The sequence below is a fragment of the Luteitalea sp. genome (assembly GCF_044337415.1).
Taxonomy (GTDB): Bacteria; Acidobacteriota; Vicinamibacteria; order Vicinamibacterales; family Vicinamibacteraceae; genus Luteitalea.
Window position 1 is genome coordinate 69,600 of the sequence record NZ_JBIINP010000006.1, and the last position, 14,090, is coordinate 83,689.

Consider the following 14,090-nt stretch of genomic DNA (forward strand, 5'->3'; position numbering starts at 1 on the left):
CGCCCTGACTGGATCCGACGCACGCATGTGGAGAACTGACATCCTGGAGTTCGTTCGGGCGCGCTACACGCCCGACGCCAAGCCCTTCGTCGCGGGCGAGACGTACATCCCGGCCAGCGGCAAGGTGCTCGACGTGGAGGACCTGGTCGCCCTCACCGAGGCGTCGCTCGACCTCTGGCTCACGGCGGGGCGCTTTTCCGATCGGTTCGAGCGGGACTTCGCCCGGTTCGTCGGCCTCCGGTGGTGCCGGCTCACCAATTCCGGCTCGTCGGCCAACCTGCTCGCCTTCGCCGGGCTCACGTCGCGCACCTTGGCCAGGCCCGTCCTGCCGGGCAGCGAGGTGATCACGGTGGCGGCGGGCTTCCCGACCACCGTCGCGCCAATTGTCCAGCACGGCTGCGTCCCCGTCTTCGTCGACGTCGACCCGGCGACGCACAACATCGACGTCTCGGGGCTGGAGGCGGCGCTCAGCGACAGGACGCGTGCGGTGATGGTCGCGCACGCCCTCGGCAACCCGTTCGACGCGCGCGCCGTGGCCGCCTTCGCGGCCGCACACGACCTGTACCTCGTGGAGGACTGCTGCGACGCCCTCGGCGCCACGGTGGACGGACAGGGCGTGGGCACGTTCGGCGACGTCGCGACGGTGAGCTTCTACCCGGCCCATCACATGACCATGGGCGAGGGAGGCGCGGTGCTCGGCAAGAGCCCGCAGGTGATGCGCACGGTGGAGTCGTTCCGTGACTGGGGCCGAGACTGCTGGTGCGCTCCCGGCAAGGACGACACCTGCGGCAAGCGCTTCGGCTGGCAGTTGGGCGACCTTCCCGACGGCTACGACCACAAGTACATCTACACGCACCTGGGCTACAACCTGAAGGCCACCGACATGCAGGCCGCCATCGGCTGCAGCCAACTGGCCAAGGTCGAGGCGTTCATCGCGCGCCGGCGCGCCAACCACGCCTACCTGTCGCAGGGCTTCCGCGAGCGTGGGCTGACCGACACGTTCGCGATCGTGCAGGCGACGCCGGGCTCCGACCCCAGCTGGTTCGGCTTCGTGCTGTCGCTCACCGACGAGGCGCGCTGGAGCCGGCGCGACGTGACTCGGTACCTCGAGGCCCGCAAGGTCGGCACGCGCCTGGTCTTTGCCGGGAACCTGGTGCGCCAGCCGGCGATGCAGGGCGTGCCCTACCGTATCGCCGGCGATCTCGCGCACACCGATCGGGTGATGACCCACAGCTTCTGGGTGGGCGTGTGGCCGGGCCTCGGCACAGCGCACCTGGACTACATGCTGGACGTGTTCACCAGCCTGAGGGCGGAGATGCAGTCGTGAAGGCGGTCATCCTCGCGGGTGGACTCGGCACCCGTCTGTCCGAGGAAACGGTGCTCAAGCCCAAGCCAATGGTCGAGGTCGGCGGCAAGCCACTTCTGTGGCACATCATGAAGATCTACAGCCACCATGGCATCCGGGACTTCGTGGTGTGCCTGGGCTATCGCGGCTACGTGGTGAAGGAGTACTTCGCCAACTACTCGCTGCACATGTCGGACGTGACCTTCGACCTCGGGCGCAACGAGATGACCGTGCACCAGAGCTTCTCGGAGCCCTGGCGCGTGACCCTGGTGGACACCGGTGCCCTGACGCTCACCGGCGGACGGCTCAAGCGCGTTCGCGAGCACCTCGGCGACGCGACGTTCCTCATGACCTATGGTGACGGCGTGGCCGACGTCGACGTGACCGCCACCGTGGCGTTCCACCGGTCACACGGGCGCGCCGCCACGCTGACCGCCACGCAACCGCCGGGCCGCTTCGGCCGGCTGGTGTTCGGCGACGCGGGACGGGTGGTCGAGTTCGAGGAGAAACCGGAGGGTGATGGCGCGTGGATCAACGGTGGGTTCTTCGTGCTGGAGCCGTCGGTCCTCGACTACATCGACGGTGACGAGTCGTCGTGGGAGAGCCATGCGCTGCCACGCCTGGCCACCGGCGGGCACCTCTCCGCGTACAAGCACCACGGATTCTGGCAGCCGATGGACACGCTGCGCGATCGCCAGCGGCTCGAGGAATTGTGGGCCGCCGGCCGGGCGCCGTGGAAGGTCTGGGACGGGCGATGACCTTCCCCGGCACAGGGCGGGTCCTGCCTGGTGCCTGGCGGGGCCGGCGCGTGCTCGTCACCGGCCACACAGGCTTCAAGGGCGCGTGGCTCAGCACCTGGCTGGCGAGCCTCGGCGCCGAGGTCCACGGCCTGGCGCTCGCCCCCGCGACCACGCCGTCGCTGTTCGAACTGATCGAACTCGACACGCAGGTGCGACACACGCTGGGCGACATCCGCGACGCGGGCACGGTACAGGCAGCCGTGGCCGCCGCGGCGCCGCAGGTCGTCTTCCACCTGGCCGCGCAGCCGCTGGTGCGGGCCTCCTACCGTGAGCCCCTCGAGACGTTCGCGACCAACGTCCAGGGCACGGCACACGTGCTCGAGGCCTGCCGCCACGTGTCCGGGATCGAGGCGGTGGTCTGCATCACGACCGACAAGTGCTACGAGAACCGTGAGTGGGCGCGTGGGTACCGCGAGGACGACCACCTCGGCGGGCACGACCCGTACAGTGCGAGCAAGGCCGCGGCCGAACTCGTCGCCGCGTCGTACCGGCGCTCGTTCGGCCCCGAGTCGATCGCCATGGCCAGGCTCGCCACCGCGCGGGCCGGCAACGTGATCGGCGGGGGCGACTGGAGCGAGGACCGCCTGGTGCCCGATGCCGTGCGCGCCTTCACCAACGGACGCGTGCTCGACGTGCGCCGTCCGGCCGCGACCCGCCCGTGGCAGCACGTGATCGCACCGCTCTCCGGATACCTCGTGCTGGCGCAGGCCCTGCTCGACGGGCAACCCGTCGCCGAGGGCTGGAACTTCGGTCCCGCCGATGCCGACGTCGTCGCGGTCGGCGACTTCCTCGATGCCTTGACACGAGCATGGGGGCCGCGCGCTGCCTGGCGCGCGACGGGCGTCGACACCGGTCCGCACGAGGCCGGACTCCTCAAGCTTGACGTGACCAAGGCTGGCGAACGGCTCGCCTGGCAGCCTCGCTGGGATCTCGCCACCGCGCTACGGATGACCGTCGAGTGGTATCGCGCCTGGCACGCGGGCGCCCGGGCGGGCGAACTCCGCCAGATCATGCTGGCGCAGATCGAGGCGTACACGCAGGCCGACGCATGAGCGCCGCGCGCGTGCTCGTGACCGGCGCCACCGGCTTCATCGGCCGCGTCGTCTGCCAGCATCTCGCGGCGGCCGGGCATCAGGTGCACGCGCTCCATCGGATCGACGGGCGACCGCCGCACCGCGACGGCGGCGTCCACACCTGGCACGCAGGCGCGAACACCGACGCGAGCGTGAGCGCGGTGTTACGCGCCGTCCAGCCAGACGTCATCGTGCATCTGGCCGCCCACGCGTCGGGCCCCGCCGGCGATGGCGACGTCACCCGCCTCGTCGACGCCAACCTGTTGCTCGGCGCGCGGCTGCTGGCGGCCGCCGCCGAGGCTGGGTGCCGCCACCTGGTGACCACCGGGACGTACTGGGAGTACCTCGACGGTCACGAGGCCGTGTCGCTCTACGCCGCGCTCAAGCAGGCATTCGCGCGTCTGGTGCGCTACCACGGCCACGCGCACGGGCTGCGGACGATCACCCTCGCCCTGTACGACACCTACGGCCCTGGCGATCCGCGCGGGAAGTTCATCGACCTGCTGGTGGCCGCCGCGAGCGCCGGCACCCCGCTCGAGGCCAGTGACGGCCTGCAGGCGATCAACCTGGTGCACGTCGAGGACGTCGCCCGTGCCTATGTGACGGCAGTCGCCCGCGTACAGACCCTCGACGCAGGCACCCGCGAGACGTTCGGCGTGGGCTCGGGACAGGCGTGGACCCTGCGCGAGATCGCCGCCCTCGTCGAGCGGCAGCTGCGAACCCCGATCATCGTCCACTGGGGCGCACGCCCACGCGCGCCCCGCACGTTCGACCGCCCACCACTGCTGCCGCGCCTGCCGGGCTGGGCGCCTCGAGTCACACTCGAGGCCGGCGTCGCCGCACTGCTCGCGCGGGGCACCGATGCCTGAGCCGGCCTCCGCCGGCATGCGCCGGATCGCCTCCCGGCTGGGGATCGACCGCGCCGTCGCGTTCACCGTCGCGGGACGCGTCCTGACGCTCGGTGGGGGCCTGCTCGCCGCGGCCTTCGTCGTGCGGTACCTCACGCGCGTCGAGCAAGGCTTTCATTACACGTTCCTGAGCCTGCTGACGGCGCAGGTCTTCTTCGAGCTCGGCTTCGCCTACACCACGATGCAACTGGCCGCCCACGAGAAGGCCCGCCTGGCGTGGCAGCCGGATGGCACCATGGCCGGCGATGCGACGGCCCTGCGCCGGCTGGCGGCCCTGCAGGTCCTGACATTGCGGTGGAGCACTGTGGTGGCGGCCGTGTTCGTCGCCGGGCTCGCGCCGGCGGGCCTGTGGTTCTTCGGGCACGCCGACGTGCCTGGCGTTGCGTGGCGCGCGCCCTGGGTCTGGCTGGTCTCGGCCACCGCCGTCACGTTGGGGACGGCGCCGCTGCTGGCCCTGCTGGAGGGGTGTGGGCTCGTGGCACGCGTCGCGCTGGTGCGCTCGGTGGCCACACTGGCGAGCCAGTCCACTCTGTGCGTGGCTCTGGCGCTGGGCGCAGGCCTGCGCGCGGCACCGATGGCGGCGACCGCGGCCGCCGCGGTGCCGCTTGGGTGGCTGCTCCTCAGCGCACGTCCGGCCCTGCTGGCGCTGGCGGCGTCGCACACGACCGGAAGCCTCTCATGGCGGCAGGAGGTCTGGCCGCTCCAGTGGCGCCTCGGCCTGTCCTGGCTGAGCGGGTTCTTCATCTACTACGCATTCAACCCGATCCTCTTCCAGGTCGCCGGTCCGGTCGAGGCTGGCCGCTTCGGGCTGGCGCTGTCGGTGACGGGCACCATCTCGACGGTCGGACTGGCCTGGATCTCCACGCGAGTGCCAACGTTTTCCGGGCTGATCGCCGAGCGACGCTTCGCCGAGGTCGATCGGTTGTTCGCGCGGAGCCTGCGGCAGGCCCTCGCCTTTGCCGGCGTGCTGGCCCTCGGCCTGGTGGGTGGGCTGGTGCTGGTGACCGTTGTCCATCACCCGATCAGCGCTCGCATCGTCGGCCCCGGCGCCTTCCTGGCCCTGGTCGCCGCAGCGTTGGCCAACCTGGTGGCGAGCAGCGAAGCCGCGTACCTGCGTGCCTATAAGCAAGACCCCTTCCTCGGCATCTCGCTGCTCACCGCCGTGCTGGTGACCGGCGGCGCGGTCGCGGCGGCCCGATGGTTCGGCACGACGGGGGTCGCTCTGGCGTACCTCGCCGTGATGAGCACGGTGATGCTCGGAGGCGGTCACGTCATCTTCCTGCGCAAGCGCGCGCAGTGGCAGGTCCCACGCCCGTGACGACGCCCTTGCTGACCATCGCCATTCCCACCTACCGCCGCCCCGACGCGTTGCGCCTGGTGCTGGCGCGCCTGATGCCGCAGCTCACCGCCGAGTGCCGTGTGGTCGTGCAGGACAACGACGCAACGGGTCGCCTGCCCGACGACCTGGCCGCGCTGGCCGCGACGCACCCGGCGCAGGTCCGGCTGGTGCGCAACCGCGTCAACCTCGGCATGGCCGGCAACTTCCTGCGCTGCTTCGAGACCTGCGACACCGAGTGGCTCTGGCTGCTCTGCGACGATGACGTGCCGACGCCAGGGGCGGTCGCCGACGTGCTCGCGCACTGCCGCCGGTATCCGGAGGTGGCGTTCGTGAACTTCACCAACGCGCACGTGCGGCGTGCGAGCCCGGTCGTGACGCAGGGCCTCGACGGGCTCGTCGCCGGCATCGACGACTTCGGTCTGCTGCTGTTCGCGTCGGTGGGCCTGTACCGGATGCCGGCGGTGCTGCCTCACCTGCGCTTCGGCTTCCACCATGCCTACACGATGGCGCCTCACCTGGCCCTCGTCCTGGCGACGGCGCGCGCCGGCGAGCGCTGCGTGCTCGCGACCTGCCAGGTCGTCGAGGATCAGAGCGTGGGCGGGCTCGCCGGGCAGTGGTCGCACCTGGATGCGTGCCTGGCCATGAACACCCTGGCCGAGTTGCCCATGGCGCCGCCGAGCCGGCGACGCCTGCTCGAGCTGGTCGCGGCGACCCTCACCCTGGAGGCCCCGGCATACCAGTTGCTCGGACGGCTGGTCCAGGGCGAGCAGGACGTCGAGAGCGCGCGGTACTACCTGGACCAGGCGTACGCGCGCACGTGGTACGGCCACACGTCGTTCACCACATGGGCCCGGTATCGCGCCTACCGGCTGATGCTCCGCTGGCCGCAGGCGGGCTTCGCGTTCTTCCAGTGGGTGAAGCGGCGGCGCGGGCGCACGGCCGACGAGATGGTCGTGCCCGACCGGTACGACCGGACCTCCGCGTCGCCAGACTAGGGCGCGTCAGGCCGACGAATCACGTCGTAGGTGACCTCGTAGCACGGGAACCAGCCGGTCCAGCCGGCCTCGTAGAGTTCCTGCGTCAGCCGCGAGGCGTTCACCCAGAGGCCCAGCAGCTTCCGGAACGCGTGGCGCAGGTAGAACGGTGGCGTCGACTTGAAGCCCAGGCGCACGTCCTGCAGCACCAGTCCCGTGTCCCCGAGGTACTTCGGGACGGCGCGCCGGAACAGCCGGTCCTCGGCCAGGTAGGAAAACGTGTACAGGCCAAAGGCCGACTTGTGGGTCCAGTCCGAGTAGAAGTACGGATTGGAGAAGTGCGGCGTCACGGTGCGCATCAGCCCGCCGGGCTTGAGGATGCGTCGCACCTCGAGGACCAGCCGCGCCAGATCGGGCAGGTGCTCGGCGAAGTGATACGAATACACGGCGCTCACCGATGCATCCGGGAACTGCGCCAGAACGTCGTAGATGTCGCCGACGAGGTCGACCCCGGGCAGATCGCGCATGTCCACGCCGACGGCGTCGGGATGGCGCTTGTGGCCGCCGACCCCGAGTTCCAGCGCGAGGGTCTCCCCCGCCCTGACGCGAGCGAGGATGCCGTGCTTGTCGACGACTGCGGACGTGGTGGTCATGGCAGGCCAGAGTGGGAAGGCGGCACGCGGAGGTCCCAGCCCTCGCGCAGCAGCAAGCGGTAGGCACGCACCGTCTCCGCCGCTTCGGGCAACGACCCGCCGAGCACGGCCCGCAGCAGGCGCGCCGGCAACTCGATCAGGAACGTCAGGGCGACGAGGCCGAGACGACTGGCGGGCCGGAAGTGCTTCCCGGCATAGAGCAGGCGACTGCGCAGCGAGTAGAACAGTCGAAGGGCGCGCACCTGGTTGCTCGAGTGGCCGCCGATGTGTTGCGCCGACACGGTGCCGAGGCAGAACGAGACGAAGCCGCGCTGCGCAGCCCGCAGCGACAGGTCGACTTCCTCGAAGTAGACGAAGAAGCGCTCGTCGAAGCCGCCCAGGGTGTCGAAGAGAGGGCGGCGGATGAGGAAGTACGCGCCGATGACCTGGTCGACCACGCCGCGGGCAGCGCACTCGTCGGCATCCATGAGGTGACGCGGGAACACCGACGGCAGCACGCGCGTGAGACCAGTCACCTGCCCGAGGAACACACGGAGCGACGGGTACCGTGCCCCGGACGTCGCTGGCTGGCCGCTCTCGGTGAGCAGGCGGATGCCGCAGATGCCGACATGGGCGTGCGCCGGGTCGTCCATGTAGGCGAGCGGCACGCGCAGCGAATCGGCGCGCAGCTGGGTGTCTGGATTCAGGAAGAGCAGGTACGCGGAGCCACTCAGACGAGCGCCCTGGTTGCACGCCGCCGCGAACCCACGGTTGTCGGTATTGCGCACGAGCCTGACCGGCACGCCTGCTGCCTCGAGCCCGTCACACGAGCCGTCCGTCGATGCGTTGTCGACGATGGTGACGCTCTCGAGCGCGACGCCCTCACGAGCGGCCTCGCGGATGGAGGCAATGCAGCGTCGCAATTCGTCGCCCGTGTTCCAGTTGACGATCACGATCTGGAGCGCGGGGGGCCCTCCAGCGCTACGGATCGCTGGAACCTCGCTCACGCCAGCGGCTGCGCCGGCACCGCACTCTTCTGGAGACGTGCCACGTCGGCATCGACCATCATGGTCACCAGGCCACGGAAGTCGACTTCCCGCTGCCAGCCGAGCTGTGTCCGCGCCTTGGTCGGATCGCCGATGAGCAGGTCCACTTCAGCCGGCCGCAGGAACCGCGGGTCGACCTTGACGTACTGCTGCCAGTCGAGACCGACGTGGCCGAAGGCAATCTCGACCAGTTCGCGCACGGGGTGCGTCTCGCCCGTCGCCACCACGTAGTCGTCGGGCGCGGACTGCTGCAGCATCAGCCACATGGCCTTGACGTAGTCGCCGGCGAAGCCCCAGTCGCGGCGCGCGTCCAGGTTCCCGAGCGGCAGGCTGTTGGCCAGGCCGAGCTTGATGCGGGCCACGCCGTCGGTCACCTTGCGGGTCACGAACTCGAGGCCGCGGCGCGGCGACTCGTGGTTGAACAGGATCCCCGAGCACGCGAACATCCCGTAGCTCTCGCGGTAGTTCACGGTGATGTAGTGCCCGAACACCTTCGAGACGCCGTAGGGCGAGCGCGGGTGGAACGGCGTGTCCTCGCTCTGCGGCACGGCACGCACCTTCCCGTACATCTCGCTCGAGCTGGCCTGGTAGAACCGCGTGTCGGGCTTGACCTGGCGGATGGCCTCGAGCACGCGCGTCACGCCCTGGCTGTTGTACTCGCCCGTCAGCAGGGGCGTGTCCCACGAGGCCGGCACGAAGGACATCGCGGCGAGGTTGTACAGCTCGTCGGGCTTGACGTCCTCGATCAGTCGAACGATGGACAGCTGGTCGAGCAGGTCGGCGGGCCGCAACTCGATGCGATCGAGCAGGTGCTCGATGCGCCAGAGGTTCGGCGCCGACGAACGGCGGACGGTGCCGACGACGCGGTACCCCTTGGCAAGCAGGAAATCGGCAAGATACGACCCGTCTTGCCCGGTGACGCCCGTGATCAGTGCGGTCTTGGCCATGCAGTCTCGGAAAGATACGCCGGTCACCGGGCCATGCCTCGCGGGTACGCCCCGGCGTGCAGCCCCGACCACTGGCTGCAGAACCGCACCAGTGTACCCCACGGGCGGAGTCGCCGCGGGGCCCCGTCGCCCAGGGGCGAGGGCTAGATCGTCCATTGGCGACGAAGGTCGCTGGACGCGGTGGGCACTCGCCGCGCTGTGGTGATGGCGTCGAGGCAGGGCGCGGTGTCCCCCTTCGACTCCGCTCAGGGCACGCCACCGCGCCGTCGTGGGCCAACGGCGGGATGAGGACATCCCGCCCTACCTCTTCGCCCCGCGTCGTCCGGGGGCCTAGCCGAGAGTCGCCACGTAGCGCCCGACGGCGTGCTGCCAGTCGGGCATGGGACGCCCGAGGGCGGCCACCAGCTGGTCGTTCGACAGGGCGCAATAGACCGGCCGACGCGCCCGCAGGGTCACGTCCTTCACCGAGGTCAGCACCAGCAGGCCGGGCTCGGCGCCGAGCAGGCCGGCGATGTGCCGGCCGACGTCGGCCCAGGTGCCCTGTCCGCTGTTGACGCAGTGGAACAGCCCCGACGGCACGTCGCGCGCGAGCAACTCGAGGGTGGCGTCGCGGACATCGTCGACAAAGCTCGGTGTGACGACGCGGTCGGCGAAGACCGGCGTGGCGCGACCCGCCCGGAGCGCTGCCGCGATCTTGTCGACGGAACTGCGGGCCTGTCGCCCGCCGAACAGGCTCTCGACGCGAAGCACGTACCAGCGGGGCGCATCCTGCGCGAACCACTCGCCCAGCAGCTTCGAGCAGCCGTAGGTGCTGACCGGTCGCGTCCGGTCGTCCTCGGTGTATGGCTGCGACGCCTCGCCGTCGAAGACGAAGTCGGTGCTGTAGTGCACGAACGTGGCGCCGACCCTGGTCGCGGCGGCCGCCATCGAACGCACCGCCATGGCGTTGACCGCCAGGGCGGTGGCGGCATCGTCTTCGGCGCCGTCGACGTTGTTGTAGGCGGTGCAGTTGACGAGGACATCCGGCGCCTCGCGCTCGACCACGGCAAGCAGGGCATGGTGATCGGTCACATCGACGTCGGCGCGCGTCATCCCCACGACCTCGTGACCGGACACCTCGAGGAAGGACGAGCCGAGCTGCCCGGCCGCGCCGATCACCAGCAGCTTCATCGGAACGCCTCGATCTGCTGGTCGTCGAGCACGCCTTCCCAGCGGGCCACGACGGCCGTCGCCAGGCAGTTGCCGGTGACGTTGACGGCGGTGCGCCCCATGTCGAGCACCTGATCGATTCCGAGCAGGATGGCGGCGCCCTCGAGCGGCAGGCCGAAGGTGCCGAGGGCGGCCGTGAGGACAACGAGCGCACCGCGCGGCACGCCGGCCACGCCCTTGCTGGTGAGCATCAGCGTGAGCATCATCACGAGCTGCTGCCCCCAGGAGAGCTGCAACCCGGCCAGCTGCGCCACGAACACGCTGGCGATGGACAGGTACAGCGTCGTGCCATCGAGGTTGAAGCTGTAGCCGGTGGGCAGCACGAACCCGACGATGTTGCGCGGCACGCCGAAGCGCGCCATCACCTCGAGGGCCTTGGGCAGCGCGGCTTCCGAGCTGGCGGTGGTGAACGCGATGAGGAACGGCTCGCGGATGGCGCGCAGGAAGGTGAAGAAGGGGACGCGGATGAGCAACGCCACGCCGCCGATGACGATGAACAGGAAGATGAACAGCCCGAGGTACATCACGCCCACGAGCTTGCCGAGGGTGAGCAGAATCGACAGGCCACGGCCCCCGACGGTGGCCGCCATGGCCGCCATCACGCCGAGGGGCGCGAACTTCATCACGTAGTGGGTGAAGCGGAACATCACCTGCGCGACCGACTCGAGGAACTCGAGCACCGGCCGGCCCTTCTCACCGACGCCGGCCAGCGCGACGCCGAAGAACGAGGCGAAGACGACCACCTGCAGGATGTCGCCACGCGCCATGGCGTCGAAGATCGAGGTCGGGAACAGGTGCAGGAAGATCTCGGTGAGGGTCTGCTGCTTCTGCGCCATCGCGGCCACGGTCTCGGTGGCCGTGCCCGAGAGCGTGACGCCGGCGCCGGGCTGGAACCAGTTCACCAGGGCCAGGCCGAGAACCAGCGCGATGGTGGTGGCGATCTCGAAGTAGATCAGGGCCTTGAGCCCGATGCGCCCCATCGCCTTCATGTCGCCGGTGCCGGCGATGCCGACCACCAGGGTGCTGAAGAGCAACGGCGCGATGATCATCTTGATCATGCGCAGGAAGGCGTCGGCGATCGGCTTGAGCGCCACCGCCGTCTCGGGCCACACGGCGCCGATGAGGATCCCGACGGCGAGGCCGACGAAGATCTGCGTGGTCGTGCCCGCCCACCACGCGCCGCGCGGCGCGACCTCCCGGGCGTCTGCCGCCTCGACGTCGATCCTGGCCATGGATGCGGTATCCCCTCAGGCCCCCGCGTAGAACGCCGCGATGGTCTCCACCACGTACGCCTGCTGGGCCTCGGTCAATTCGCTGTAGATGGGCAGCGCCAGCGTCTCGGCCGCGGCACGCTCGGACACGGGCAGCGCGCCGGCCGGGACACCGAGGTACGCGAAGCAGGGCTGCAGGTGGAACGGCACGGGGTAGTAGATCTCGCAGCCGACGCCGTGGGCGCGCAGGTGATCGCGCAGGCCGTCGCGCCGCTCGGCCCGGATCACGAACTGGTTGTAGATGTGGCGGCGCCCCGGACGCTCCACCGGCAGGGTCACCGGCACGCCGGGGGCGAGCGACGCGAACAGCGCCCGATAGCGGTCCGCGTTGCGACGCCGGGCCTCGGTCCACGCGTCGAGGTGCCGCAGCTTCACGCCCAGCACCGCGGCCTGCACGGCCGCCATGCGGAAGTTGCCGCCGACCTTCTCGTGATGGTACGTGCGCTGGGCGCCGTGCACGCGCAGCAGCCGCACGCGCGCCGCCAGGTCGTCGTCGTTGACGGTCACGAGGCCGGCATCGCCGGCGGCGCCGAGGTTCTTGCTCGGGTAGAAGGAGAAGCAGCCGAAGTGGCCGATGGTGCCGAGCGCCCGGCCGCCGTAGGTGGCGCCGAGGGCCTGCGCGGCGTCCTCGATGACCGTCAGCCCGTGCTCGGCCGCGAGCGCCATGAGCGCGTCCATCTCCGCGGCCTGCCCGTACAGGTGGACGGGCACGATGGCCCGGGTGCGCGGCGTCACGGCCCGGCGTACGGCCTCGACGTCGAGGTTGTACGTGACCGGGTCGATGTCCACCAGCACCGGCGTGGCCCCGGTGCGCGACACGCACCCCGCCGTCGCGAAGAACGAGTAGGTGGGGACGATGACCTCGTCGCCCGGGCCGAGGTCGAGGGCCATCATGGCGACGAGCAGCGCGTCGGTGCCCGACGTGACACCGATCGCGTGCCGCGCCCCAAGGTAAGACGCCGCTTCCGCTTCGAACCGCTCCACCTCCGGGCCGAGGATGAACTTCTGCGTGTCGACGACCCGCGTCACGGCCTCGACGACGGCATCGCGAATGGGGGCGTACTGGGCGGCGAGGTCGAGCAGCGGCACCTGCATCACTGGCTGCATGCTACACTCGGCCCGCCGTGCCGGCCAACGATCTCCGCGCGCTGGTGGCCTATCGCGGCCTGCTCCGCGGCCTCGTCCAGCGCGATCTCGCCGTCAAGTACAAGGGGTCCCTCCTCGGGGTGGCGTGGTCGCTGCTGCACCCCCTCGTCATGGTCGCCGTGTACACGCTCGCGTTCCGCTACGTGGTGCGCGTGCCCATCGAGCGCTTCCCGCTCTTCCTGCTCAGCGGCCTGCTGCCGTGGATGTTCTTCACGAGCGCCCTGTCGGCGGCGACCGGCGCGGTTGCCGACAACGGCACCCTGGTGCGCAAGGTGGCCTTCCCCCGGGCTGTCCTGCCGATCGCGGCCATCGCGTCCGCCCTCGTGCAGTTCCTGCTGATGTACACCGTGCTGGTGCCCACGGCACTGGTGATGGGTGCGGGCCTGTCGCTGTCGTGGGCCGCGCTGCTGCCCGTCGTGCTGCTGCAGACGGCCTTCACCGCGGGCCTCGGGCTGCTGCTGGCCACCGCGTACGTCTTCGTGCGCGACGCCAGGCACCTGCTCGACGTCGCCCTGCAGGTCTGGTTCTGGCTCACGCCCATCGTCTACGCCGCCAGCCTCGCGCCCGAGACGCTGCGGCGCTGGCTGCGGCTCAACCCGATGATGCACTTCGTGACGGCGTATCAGCAGATCGTCACGCAGCACGCGGTGCCCTCGGCGGCGACCTTCGCCCTGCTGGCCGCGATGGCGGCGCTGTCGCTCGCCCTCGGATGGACCGTCTTCGCCCGCGCGCAGGGACGCTTCGCGGAGTACGTGTAGGCGATCAGGGACGGCAGTCGGCAGTCGGCAGGCGGCGGTCGGCAGGCGGCAGTCGCGGTCACGACCCCACGTGCACGACCCGCGCGGTCCCGGCGCTCGGCCGACGCGGCCACTCGATGCGCGGTTCGGTCCACACGGGCACGTCGTTGACGGCGTTGCCGAACCGCTCTGGCGTCGACTCCAGGCGGATGCGCACCTGCTGTCCGGCCCAGGCGTGCAACGGCACCTCGAGGGGCACGAGCCGGCGATGCTCGGACACGCTGTACGGGAACAGCGTGAGATCGGCGGCGACCGCCCGACCACCCGCGTGCTCGACGACGACGGCCATCTGGATGCCGTCGCCCTCCTTCTCCCACACATCGGGGCGCATGCCCGCGCCGAGCCGCAACACGGCCTCGCGCGGCACGTCCACGGTCCAGGTGAGGCTCGCAGGGGGCATGGCCACCACGGCGCGACGCACCCGCGGCTCGAACAGGACAGGCCCCGGCGAGATGCTCTCGTGCAACGGGCCCCATCCGTGCTCGATGCGCGCCTCCGGCAGCGCGTCGAGCAGGTCCAGCGATCGGTACCGTCCGGTCGGCCGTGCGGCGATGACCAGGCCAGCCACGACCACGGTCCAGAGGGCCCCGGTCGACAGGCGCC

General features: G+C 70.6%; 14 protein-coding genes. 7 read left to right on the forward strand and 7 right to left on the reverse strand.

The window, feature by feature from the left end; all coding sequences use genetic code 11:
• The first annotated feature begins 25 nt into the window (after nucleotides 1–25).
• Genes rfbH through ACIRDX_RS02360 form a run of 6 tightly spaced genes read left to right on the forward strand, consistent with a single transcriptional unit; the run spans nucleotide 26 to nucleotide 6,460 of the window.
• A complete protein-coding gene (rfbH, locus tag ACIRDX_RS02335) occupies nucleotides 26–1,327 on the forward strand; it encodes a lipopolysaccharide biosynthesis protein RfbH (RefSeq protein ID WP_396623785.1) in 1,302 nt (433 codons plus the stop codon).
• Entirely contained in the window at nucleotides 1,324–2,103 is a 780-nt protein-coding gene (gene rfbF / locus ACIRDX_RS02340) for a glucose-1-phosphate cytidylyltransferase (RefSeq protein ID WP_396623786.1), read from the forward strand. Before rfbH ends, rfbF begins: the two co-directional genes overlap by 4 nt.
• The gene (gene rfbG, locus ACIRDX_RS02345) at nucleotides 2,100–3,197 is read left to right on the forward strand and encodes a CDP-glucose 4,6-dehydratase (RefSeq protein ID WP_396623787.1); all 1,098 of its coding nucleotides are present in this window, start codon (nucleotides 2,100–2,102) and stop codon (nucleotides 3,195–3,197) included. Before rfbF ends, rfbG begins: the two co-directional genes overlap by 4 nt.
• Entirely contained in the window at nucleotides 3,194–4,087 is an 894-nt protein-coding gene (locus tag ACIRDX_RS02350) for an NAD-dependent epimerase/dehydratase family protein (protein WP_396623788.1), read from the forward strand. The genes rfbG and ACIRDX_RS02350 overlap by 4 nt, the downstream gene beginning before the upstream one ends.
• 16 nt (nucleotides 4,088–4,103) lie before the next feature.
• A complete protein-coding gene (locus ACIRDX_RS02355; RefSeq protein ID WP_396623789.1) occupies nucleotides 4,104–5,444 on the forward strand; it encodes a hypothetical protein in 1,341 nt (446 codons plus the stop codon).
• Nucleotides 5,441–6,460: a glycosyltransferase family 2 protein gene (locus ACIRDX_RS02360; protein ID WP_396623790.1), complete on the forward strand. Its 1,020-nt coding sequence runs from the start codon at nucleotides 5,441–5,443 to the stop codon at nucleotides 6,458–6,460. Before ACIRDX_RS02355 ends, ACIRDX_RS02360 begins: the two co-directional genes overlap by 4 nt.
• Here ACIRDX_RS02360 and ACIRDX_RS02365 read toward each other — a convergent pair.
• The 6 genes from ACIRDX_RS02365 to ACIRDX_RS02390 form a co-directional block, all read right to left on the reverse strand.
• On the reverse strand, nucleotides 6,457–7,092 hold the full coding sequence (locus ACIRDX_RS02365) for a class I SAM-dependent methyltransferase (RefSeq protein ID WP_396623791.1): 636 nt from the start codon (nucleotides 7,090–7,092) through the stop codon (nucleotides 6,457–6,459). The two genes, ACIRDX_RS02360 and ACIRDX_RS02365, sit on opposite strands and share 4 nt — an antisense overlap.
• A complete protein-coding gene (locus tag ACIRDX_RS02370) occupies nucleotides 7,089–8,078 on the reverse strand; it encodes a glycosyltransferase family 2 protein (protein ID WP_396623792.1) in 990 nt (329 codons plus the stop codon). Before ACIRDX_RS02370 ends, ACIRDX_RS02365 begins: the two co-directional genes overlap by 4 nt.
• Nucleotides 8,075–9,064 carry a GDP-mannose 4,6-dehydratase gene (gmd, locus tag ACIRDX_RS02375; RefSeq protein ID WP_396623793.1) on the reverse strand — a complete coding sequence of 330 codons (990 nt, stop codon included), beginning with the start codon at nucleotides 9,062–9,064 and terminating at the stop codon, nucleotides 8,075–8,077. The genes ACIRDX_RS02370 and gmd overlap by 4 nt, the downstream gene beginning before the upstream one ends.
• A gap of 330 nt (nucleotides 9,065–9,394) precedes the next feature.
• On the reverse strand, nucleotides 9,395–10,234 hold the full coding sequence (gene rfbD / locus ACIRDX_RS02380; RefSeq protein ID WP_396623794.1) for a dTDP-4-dehydrorhamnose reductase: 840 nt from the start codon (nucleotides 10,232–10,234) through the stop codon (nucleotides 9,395–9,397).
• Nucleotides 10,231–11,505: a dicarboxylate/amino acid:cation symporter gene (locus ACIRDX_RS02385; protein WP_396623795.1), complete on the reverse strand. Its 1,275-nt coding sequence runs from the start codon at nucleotides 11,503–11,505 to the stop codon at nucleotides 10,231–10,233. The genes rfbD and ACIRDX_RS02385 overlap by 4 nt, the downstream gene beginning before the upstream one ends.
• Before the next feature lie 15 nt (nucleotides 11,506–11,520).
• Nucleotides 11,521–12,651: a DegT/DnrJ/EryC1/StrS family aminotransferase gene (locus tag ACIRDX_RS02390; protein WP_396623796.1), complete on the reverse strand. Its 1,131-nt coding sequence runs from the start codon at nucleotides 12,649–12,651 to the stop codon at nucleotides 11,521–11,523.
• A gap of 17 nt (nucleotides 12,652–12,668) precedes the next feature.
• Between ACIRDX_RS02390 and ACIRDX_RS02395 the strand changes: the two genes are divergently transcribed.
• Nucleotides 12,669–13,448, forward strand: coding sequence for an ABC transporter permease (locus ACIRDX_RS02395; protein ID WP_396623797.1), 780 nt, complete (start codon nucleotides 12,669–12,671; stop codon nucleotides 13,446–13,448).
• Nucleotides 13,449–13,506: 58 nt separating this feature from the next.
• Here the strand turns inward: ACIRDX_RS02395 and ACIRDX_RS02400 are convergent.
• Nucleotides 13,507–14,090 (reverse strand): hypothetical protein (locus ACIRDX_RS02400; protein WP_396623798.1); only part of this gene is annotated, 584 nt, incomplete at its 5' end.

What these genes read in the sequence shown, in the direction of transcription:
- rfbH (WP_396623785.1), top strand. Translation starts at nt 26, where the DNA reads ATGTGGAGAACTGACATCCTGGAGTTCGTTCGGGCGCGCTACACGCCC.
- rfbG (WP_396623787.1), top strand. Translation starts at nt 2,100, where the DNA reads ATGACCTTCCCCGGCACAGGGCGGGTCCTGCCTGGTGCCTGGCGGGGC.
- ACIRDX_RS02350 (WP_396623788.1), top strand. Translation starts at nt 3,194, where the DNA reads ATGAGCGCCGCGCGCGTGCTCGTGACCGGCGCCACCGGCTTCATCGGC.
- ACIRDX_RS02355 (WP_396623789.1), top strand. Translation starts at nt 4,104, where the DNA reads ATGCGCCGGATCGCCTCCCGGCTGGGGATCGACCGCGCCGTCGCGTTC.
- ACIRDX_RS02365 (WP_396623791.1), bottom strand. Translation starts at nt 7,092, where the DNA reads ATGACCACCACGTCCGCAGTCGTCGACAAGCACGGCATCCTCGCTCGC.
- gmd (WP_396623793.1), bottom strand. Translation starts at nt 9,064, where the DNA reads ATGGCCAAGACCGCACTGATCACGGGCGTCACCGGGCAAGACGGGTCG.
- rfbD (WP_396623794.1), bottom strand. Translation starts at nt 10,234, where the DNA reads ATGAAGCTGCTGGTGATCGGCGCGGCCGGGCAGCTCGGCTCGTCCTTC.
- ACIRDX_RS02385 (WP_396623795.1), bottom strand. Translation starts at nt 11,505, where the DNA reads ATGGCCAGGATCGACGTCGAGGCGGCAGACGCCCGGGAGGTCGCGCCG.
- ACIRDX_RS02390 (WP_396623796.1), bottom strand. Translation starts at nt 12,651, where the DNA reads ATGCAGCCAGTGATGCAGGTGCCGCTGCTCGACCTCGCCGCCCAGTAC.